At 66.2% G+C, this 7926-nt stretch carries 10 protein-coding genes; 9 read left to right on the top strand and 1 reads right to left on the bottom strand.

The annotated features are described in order from the left end of the window. From IT306_18255 to atpD, 9 genes are all read left to right on the top strand, one after another. Positions 1 to 703, top strand: a 703-nt coding sequence (locus tag IT306_18255) for a fructose-bisphosphatase class II (GenBank protein MCC7370374.1), incomplete at its 5' end; no start/stop codon positions are given. Between the two features lie 95 nt (positions 704 to 798). Further along, entirely contained in the window at positions 799 to 1041 is a 243-nt protein-coding gene (locus tag IT306_18250; protein MCC7370373.1) for an AtpZ/AtpI family protein, read from the top strand. Between the two features lie 6 nt (positions 1042 to 1047). Beyond that, on the top strand, positions 1048 to 1839 hold the full coding sequence (gene atpB, locus IT306_18245) for a F0F1 ATP synthase subunit A (protein ID MCC7370372.1): 792 nt from the start codon (positions 1048 to 1050) through the stop codon (positions 1837 to 1839). A gap of 59 nt (positions 1840 to 1898) precedes the next feature. After that, a complete protein-coding gene (atpE, locus tag IT306_18240; protein MCC7370371.1) occupies positions 1899 to 2108 on the top strand; it encodes an ATP synthase F0 subunit C in 210 nt (69 codons plus the stop codon). A gap of 76 nt (positions 2109 to 2184) precedes the next feature. Continuing rightward, the gene (gene atpF, locus IT306_18235; protein ID MCC7370370.1) at positions 2185 to 2700 is read left to right on the top strand and encodes a F0F1 ATP synthase subunit B; all 516 of its coding nucleotides are present in this window, start codon (positions 2185 to 2187) and stop codon (positions 2698 to 2700) included. A gap of 15 nt (positions 2701 to 2715) precedes the next feature. Beyond that, the gene (locus IT306_18230) at positions 2716 to 3249 is read left to right on the top strand and encodes a F0F1 ATP synthase subunit delta (GenBank protein MCC7370369.1); all 534 of its coding nucleotides are present in this window, start codon (positions 2716 to 2718) and stop codon (positions 3247 to 3249) included. A 140-nt stretch (positions 3250 to 3389) separates the two neighbouring features. Next, complete coding sequence (locus IT306_18225; protein ID MCC7370368.1) at positions 3390 to 4913, top strand: F0F1 ATP synthase subunit alpha; 1524 nt, start codon at positions 3390 to 3392, stop codon at positions 4911 to 4913. Positions 4914 to 4916: 3 nt separating this feature from the next. Further along, positions 4917 to 5792 carry an ATP synthase F1 subunit gamma gene (atpG, locus tag IT306_18220; protein ID MCC7370367.1) on the top strand — a complete coding sequence of 292 codons (876 nt, stop codon included), beginning with the start codon at positions 4917 to 4919 and terminating at the stop codon, positions 5790 to 5792. An 89-nt stretch (positions 5793 to 5881) separates the two neighbouring features. Then, positions 5882 to 7306 carry a F0F1 ATP synthase subunit beta gene (gene atpD, locus IT306_18215; protein MCC7370366.1) on the top strand — a complete coding sequence of 475 codons (1425 nt, stop codon included), beginning with the start codon at positions 5882 to 5884 and terminating at the stop codon, positions 7304 to 7306. A 107-nt stretch (positions 7307 to 7413) separates the two neighbouring features. Here the strand turns inward: atpD and IT306_18210 are convergent, their stop codons facing one another. Continuing rightward, positions 7414 to 7869: a hypothetical protein gene (locus IT306_18210; protein MCC7370365.1), complete on the bottom strand. Its 456-nt coding sequence runs from the start codon at positions 7867 to 7869 to the stop codon at positions 7414 to 7416. Positions 7870 to 7926 lie beyond the last annotated feature (57 nt).

Below are 7926 nucleotides of genomic sequence, written 5' to 3'. Positions count from 1 at the left end.
GCCGAACTCCGTGGCCGTCGTGGCGCTGGCCCGGCGCGGCTCGATGCTCCCCTGGAAGGGCATCGCCTACATGGAGAAGATCGCCGTCGGGCCGGCTGGCAAGGGCGTCGTCTCGCTGGAGCTGTCCGTCGAGGAGAACCTCCGGGCGCTGTCAGGGGCGAAACGCTGCGACGTCGAGGATCTCACCGTGGTGATCCTCGACCGCGAGCGGCACAACGAGATCATCCGGCGAGTGCGTGAGGCTGGCGCACGGGTCAAGCTGATCACGGATGGCGATATCGCGGGTGGGATCATGCCGTCGCTCGAAGAGACCGGCATGGACTTGCTGCTGGGGATCGGCGGCTCGCCGGAGGCGGTGACCACGGCCTGCGCGCTCAAGTGCCTGGGCGGCGACATCCAGTGCCGCTACTGGCCGCGCAACGACCGTGAGCGCGAGCTTGCCGAGCAGCAGAACCTCTCGCTGACGAAGATCCTGACCATCGACGACCTCGTGGCCGACGACGACGTCTTCTTCTCGCTGACCGGCGTCACGACCGGCGAGCTGGTGCGGGGCGTTCGGTACGCGCGGCACGGGGCGTTCACCGAGACGCTGGCGATGCGCGGCAAGTCCGGGACGATCCGCCGGGTGCAGTCCAGCCACAACTTTGACAAGCTGATGCGGTACTCCGCGTTGGCGTACGACGCTCCGGAGGATGCGTCGTAAGTGCGTGTGTGGCAAGCCCATCCTGCACGTTGCTGCCTGAAGCGGGCGTTGGTATACTCTCGCCGCCGGCCAGACCAGGGAAGAGAGGGGCGACGATGTCCAGTCTCAACACCTGGGAAGCCATTGGGGTCGTCACGCAGTTCGGCGTGACGGTCGCCATTACCGTCGCAGTTGGTTTTTTGCTGGGTAGCTGGATCGATAGGCAAATCGGCTCTGGAATTATCTTCTCGCTCTTGCTTGCGGTTGGCGGCATGATCTCGGCGGTGGTGAGCACCCTCCAGTTGTTGAAATATGTCTCGCGGCGTGCCAACGATCGTCGCGGACAGGTTCAGGAGTAGCCCCCGGTGCAGCTGAGCCAGTTTGGTCAGATCAGTGCGATGGCCGTCGCGGCGGCTGAGGCTGCTGAAGAAGGCGGTCACGGGGCGGGGTTGACCCCGCATGTGTTCTTCCACATTGGCCCGATCCCGGTCATCGACCAGGTGTTCAGCGCCTGGGTGGTCATGGCGGTGCTGCTGCTGATCGCGTTCCTCGTGACGCGAAATCTTCAGCTGGTGCCGCGCGGCATGCAGAACCTCGTCGAGTTGATCATCGAGACCTGGATGGGGATGATCCACCAGACGGCGGGCGCGAACGGACGGAAGTTCTACCCCGTGGTGCTGACGGCGTTCATCTACATCCTGGCGGCGAACTGGATCGGCACGACGCCGTTCTTCGGCAACATCAAGGGCTTTGCCTCGCCGAACAGCAACCTGAGCATGACGGTGGCGATGGCCATCGTGGTGTTCGTGCTGGTGCAGTACTTCGCCATCAAGACGCTGGGGCTGGGCGGGTACCTGAAAGAGTTCCTGGTCCCGAACCCGCTGCACATCCTGACGGAGCTGAGCCGACCGCTCTCGCTCTCGCTCCGGTTGTTCGGCAACATCTACGCCGGCGGCGTGCTGGTGCACACGATGCTGCTGACGGTGCCGGGTGGGTTCCTGATCACCTGGATTTTCCTCGGCCTGGAGCTGTTCGTCGGTGTGGTCCAGGCACTCATCTTCACGATGCTGACGCTGGTCTTCCTGTCGATTGCGAACACGAGCCATCACGGGCACGATGAGTCGCACGATGCGGGGCACGCAGAAGCGCACCACTGATTCTTGGCCCTGACGGGCCACAAGCGGGCCCAGACGGGCCGAACTTCTGGAGGGTCTTCGTGGAAGGAATGGCGGCCGCGGTGGCCATCGCCGTTGGGGCTCTGGGTCCTGGCCTTGGTATCGGCTACGGCGTTGGCAAGGCGATGGAAGCGATCGGGCGCAACCCCGAGGCCAGCGACCGGATCCTGGTCCCGATGCTGATCGGTCTGGGCTTCGCAGAGGCCATCGCGATTTACGCGCTCGTTATCGCGTTCCTCCTGCCGAAGTGAGATCGTCAGGTGGCCGTGCCCGGGCAGTTGCCCTGGCAGCGGTGCGGCGCACGGCCCTGACGGGACAGGAACGCGGATGAGCGGAGTTTTAACAACGCTGGGGATTGACGGGTACGCCTTCCTCTGGCACACGCTCAACTTCATCGTTCTGATCGGCCTGCTCTACAAGTTCCTGTACACCCCGGTGGTGGGGCTGCTGGACGAGCGGACCCGGAAGATCGAGGAGAGCCTGGCTGCGGCCGAGCGAGCGCAGGCCGAGGTGGCGCGTGCGGACCGTGAGCGCGACGAGCTGCTCACGAACACCCGCCGCGAGATTCAGGAGATGATGGCGACGGCCCAGCAGGTTGCCGAGCGCATCCAGTCGGAGGCGCGGACGACGGCCAGCACCGAGGCGCAGCGCATCATCGAGACCGCCCGCCAGGAGGCGGACGCGGAGCGTGCCCAGGCGATGGCTGAGCTGCGGCGCGAGGTGGCGAGCCTGGCGGTCCAGGCGGCCGAGCGCATCATCAGCCGCAACCTCGACGATCAAGCCCAACGCCAGCTCGTGGACGAGTTTCTCGACGAGCGGCCGACGCAGGCCGGACGGGCCTAGGAGGCGGGGTAGCGCGTGGCGCGGACGAATATCCGGGCGCTCCGCTTCGCGGAGGCGGCGTTTGCCGTCGCTCGGGATACGAACACTCTGGACGCCTGGCTCGAGGCTCTCGATCAGGCGTCCTCGCTGTACGAGAATCACGCCGCTGAACTGTTCCTGACCAGCCCGGTTGAGTCGGCTGAGAAGAAGCGGGCGGTGTTGAAGGAGCTGCTGCCCGGCGTCTCGGACGACGTGCAGCGTTTCCTGGCGATCCTGGCCCACCGGGATCGGCTGGAGCTGGTGCCGGACATCGCGGTGCATTTCCGCCGGCTGCTCAACGAGCACCGAGGGATCGCCGTGGCGACGGTCACCACGGCGGTGCCGATTGACGACCGGCAGAAGGCGGTGATCGCGTCGCGGCTGGGCCGGCGGCTCGGCAAGACGGTGGTGCTCGAAGAGCGCGTTGACCCGTCGATTGTGGGCGGGGTGATCGCGCAGGTGGGCGACACCGTCATCGACAGCAGCATTCGCGGTCGGCTGGAGCGGTTGCGGCGAACGTTGACCGCCTGAGCATGATGGCGTCGGCAGGCGCGCCGGAGGCGCTGCCGGCTCCACCAGGACCCTCCCCGGCACCAGAGACCACAGCTACAGACTTGAGAACACGAAGCCCGATGGCTGGCGGCTGACGGCTGACAGCACGGGGAGGCAGCATGGCAGTCCGCTCTCAGGAAATCGCGCGAATCCTTCAACAGCAGATCAGCGGTCAGGATCTCGGCACCGACACCCAGACAGTTGGGCAGGTGATCGAGGTTGGCGACGGTATCGCTCGGGTCTGGGGCCTCTCCGATGCCGTTGCCGGTGAGCTGCTGGAGTTCCCCGGCGGCCCCGGCGAGCCCACCGTGATGGGCCTGGCCCTGAACCTGGAAGAGGAGACGGTTGGCGCCGTGATCCTCGGGCCGTACACCCAGATCCAGGAGGGCAGCGAGGTCCGCCGCACCGGCAAGATCGCCTCGGTGCCGGTGGGTGACGCCCTGATCGGCCGCGTGGTGAACGCGCTGGGCGAGCCGATTGACGGCAAGGGCCCCATCGCGACGACGTCCACCCGCCCCGTGGAGCGCATCGCTCCGGGCGTGGTGCGCCGCCAGCCCGTGAAGACGCCGGTCCAGACGGGCATCAAGTCGATCGACGCGATGATCCCGATTGGGCGCGGCCAGCGCGAGCTGATCATCGGCGACCGCTCGACGGGCAAGACCGTCGTGGCGCTCGACACGATCATCAACCAGAAGGGCGGCGACCTGATCTGCATCTACGTCGCCATCGGTCAGAAGCAGTCCTCCATCGCCGAGACGGTGGGCATCCTGGAGCGCTACGGCGCCATGGAGCACACCATCGTGGTGGCGGCCGCTGCGACGGACCCGGCCCCGATGCGCTACCTCGCTCCGTTCGCCGGCTGCGCGATGGGCGAGGAGATCATGGAGTCCGGCCGTGACGCCCTGATCGTCTACGACGACCTGTCGAAGCACGCGAACTCGTACCGTGAGATGTCGCTGCTGCTCCGCCGCCCCGCAGGCCGCGAGGCCTACCCTGGCGACGTCTTCTACCTGCACTCCCGCCTGCTGGAGCGCGCCGCTCGCATGAGCGACGAGTACAAGGGCGGCTCGCTGACGGCCCTGCCGATCATCGAGACGCAGGCAAACGACGTCTCGGCCTACATCCCGACGAACGTCATCTCGATCACGGATGGCCAGATCTTCCTCGAGCCTGACCTCTTCAACGCGGGTATCCGCCCCGCCATGAACGTCGGTATCTCGGTGTCGCGGGTGGGCGGCTCGGCGCAGACCCGGGCGATGCGCTCGGTCGCCGGCCGCATGAAGCTGGAGCTGGCGCAGTTCCGCTCGCTGGCCGCGTTCGCGCAGTTCGCCTCAGACCTGGACCCGGTCACGCGGGCGCAGCTTGAGCGTGGTATCCGCCTCCAGGAGATCCTGAAGCAGCCGCAGTTCCAGCCGGTCCCGCTGGCGAAGCAGGTGGCGATCATCTGGTGCGGCACCAACGGGCACCTGGACTCGATCCCGGCGGCGAGCGTCGGGCGGTTCGAGCAGGAGTTCTCGCGGTTCCTCGATGCCACGTATCCGCAGCTGATCGAGACGATCCAGCGAGACAAGGTGCTCTCGGACGAGTCGGCGGCCACCCTCAGGACGGCGGTCGACACGTTCAAGAAGTCGACGAGCTTCTAAGCGATGCCAAGCCTGCAAGATATTCGGCGCCGCATCCGCGGCGTCCGAAACACCGCCCAGATCACCAAGGCGATGGAGCTGGTGGCCGCGTCGCGGATGCGGCGTGCCCAGCTCCGGGTGACGGCGGCCCGCCCCTACGCTGAGACGATGCGGACGTTCATCAGCGAGTTGGCGGCTGTCGCGGCAGGAAGCCAGTCGGACGAGCTGCACCCGTTGCTGGAGCAGCGCGAGGTCGATACGGTCGGCATCATCGTGATCACGGCCGACCGTGGCCTCTGCGGCGCGTTGAACGCCAACGTGATCCGCCGCGCGAGTGAGCTGATCCTGGCGCAGACGCACCCGGTCGAGCTGATGACCATCGGGCGCAAGGGCCAGGACTTCATGGCGCGGCGCGGCTACAAGATCTTCGCCAGCATCACCGGCATCGGGGACCGCCCGACCTACGAGCAGATCATCCCGATTGCTCGGAACGTGATGGAGAGCTTCATGGAGCGCCGGATGGACGAGTGCTACCTCGTCTATCCGGAGTACATCTCCACGCTGACGCAGCGGCCCCGCGTGCAGAAGATCCTGCCCATCGTCTCCGGCGGGGACGAGCCGGCCAGGCCGGTCGACTACATCTTCGAGCCTGACCCGAAGTCGATCCTCAACGAGCTGCTGCCGCGCTACGTCGAAGTGCTCATCTACGAGGCGATTCTGGAGGCCCAGGCGAGCGAGCAGAGCGCCCGCATGGTCGCGATGCGGAACGCAAACCAGAATGCCCAGGATCTCATCAAGGATCTGACGCTGGTCTACAACAAGACGCGTCAGGCGGCGATCACGCGTGAGGTTATCGAGATCGCCTCGGCGGCAGAGTTCATGGCAGCGCAGAGCAGGTAGTTATCAGTCATCAGTCGTCAGTTTTCAGAGACGAGAACACCGCTTCTGAGAACTGATGACTGACCACTGATGACCCGCAGGAGGTCAGAGTGGCAACCGGCAAGGTCATCCAGGTCATTGGCCCGGTCGTGGACGTCGAGTTCCCGCCGGACCAGCTCCCAGACATCTACAATGCCGTCGAGATCCCGCTGGTCACCCAGGGGAGCGTCGGCACGGAGACGACCCTCGTCGCCGAGGTGCAGCAGCACCTGGGCAACAACTGGGTCCGCTGCGTCGCGATGGGCACCACCGACGGCCTGAAGCGCGGCGTCGAGGCCGTCGATACCGGCGCGCCGATCAAGGTGCCCGTGGGCGACGTGACGCTCGGGCGCATCTTCAACGTGCTCGGCAGGCCGATTGACGAGGCCGGCGACGTCGTCTCCGACCTGTACTACCCGATCCACCGCCCCGCTCCGACGTTTGAGGATCAGGTCACGCAGCCTGAGGTCTTCGAGACGGGCGTGAAGGTTATCGACCTGATCGCTCCCTTCCGCAAGGGCGGGAAGATCGGCGTGTTCGGCGGCGCGGGCGTCGGTAAGACGGTCATCATCCAGGAGCTGATCAACAACGTCGCCAAGCAGCACGGCGGTCACTCCGTGTTCGCCGGCGTGGGTGAGCGCTCCCGTGAGGGGAACGACCTCTGGCATGAGATGATCGAGGCGGACGTGATGAAGAACACCGTGATGGTGTTCGGCCAGATGAACGAGCCGCCTGGCGCGCGCCAGCGGGTCGGGCTGACGGGCGTGACGCTCGCCGAGTTCTTCCGGGATCGCGGCGAGGACGTGCTCCTCTTCATCGACAACATCTTCCGCTTCACGCAGGCGGGCTCCGAGGTGTCGGCGCTGCTCGGACGGCTCCCCTCCGCCGTGGGGTACCAGCCGACGCTGGCCACGGAGGTCGGTCAGCTGCAGGAGCGGATCACCTCGACGAAGGTCGGGTCGATCACGTCGCTCCAGGCCGTGTACGTGCCTGCTGACGACTACACGGACCCTGCGCCCTCGTCGGTGTTCGCGCACCTCGACTCGACGATCAACCTCGAGCGGTCGCTGGCCGAGCAGGCGCTGTTCCCGGCGATTGACCCGCTGGCCTCGAAGTCCCGTGTGCTCGATCCGCTGGTGGTCGGCGACGAGCACTACAACGTGGCGCTCGAAGTGCAGCGAGTGCTGCAGCGGTACCGCGACCTGCAGGACATCATCGCGATCCTCGGTATCGACGAGCTGTCCGAGGACGACCGCCTGACTGTGTCACGCGCCCGCAAGATCCAGCGCTTCCTGACCCAGCCGATGTTCGTGGCCGAGGCGTTCACGGGCACCCCGGGGCAGTACGTGCGGATCGCGGACACGGTGCGCGGCTTCAAGGAGATCCTTGAGGGTAAGCACGACGCGCTGCCGGAGCAGGCGTTCTACATGCAGGGCCCCATCGAGATGGTGGTCAAGCGGGCCGAGGAGCTGTCGGCGTCGGCCGCCGGCCGCTGATCGCAGCCGTTCACACCACGAAGCCCCGTCGCCACGAACGGCGACGGGGCTTCATCATGTCCGGGGTGCGCGGCGCTGACGCGTTCGGCTGTGCTGCCGTAGCTGTACTACCCGAGCCGTTCCGATGCCAGCAGCTCAGCCCAGGTGCTTGCCGTGAGAATCCTGCGGTGCAGCCGTTCGAGGATGGAGAGGTCAGAGATGCTCTCCAGAATGGACGTGGTGGTCTGGCTCGGCGCGCCGAACTTGTCGGAGCCCAGGTCAAGGATGAAGCGCCGGGCGGTGTCGACCCGCCCCTCGGCACGGCCCTCAAGCTGTCCCACTGCACGCCCCTCGGCGAGGCCTTCTCTGCGTATTGCCTGGTAGGTTGAGGATTCCTGAAGCCAGCTCATACGTGTCACCACCTCGCTCACCGTACGATCATCATACCGCAGGCCGAGCAGCAGATACGTTGCGGCCCACAGCTCGTCCGCACTCGTCGGGGAGGCCTCCTGGCGGAGACGTTCCTCAACGCGACGCAGGACAGATGGCAACTGCGTCGGCTCCACGGTTGCGAGCGGCGCCATTGGCAGAATGCCCAGGCTGCCCAGAAGCAGTTGCTCGACGGGATGCTGCCAGAGGGC

It is taken from the genome of Chloroflexota bacterium (assembly GCA_020850535.1).
Taxonomy (GTDB): domain Bacteria; phylum Chloroflexota; class UBA6077; order UBA6077; family JACCZL01; genus JADZEM01.
This window is presented reverse-complemented; position numbering and strand designations above follow the sequence as displayed.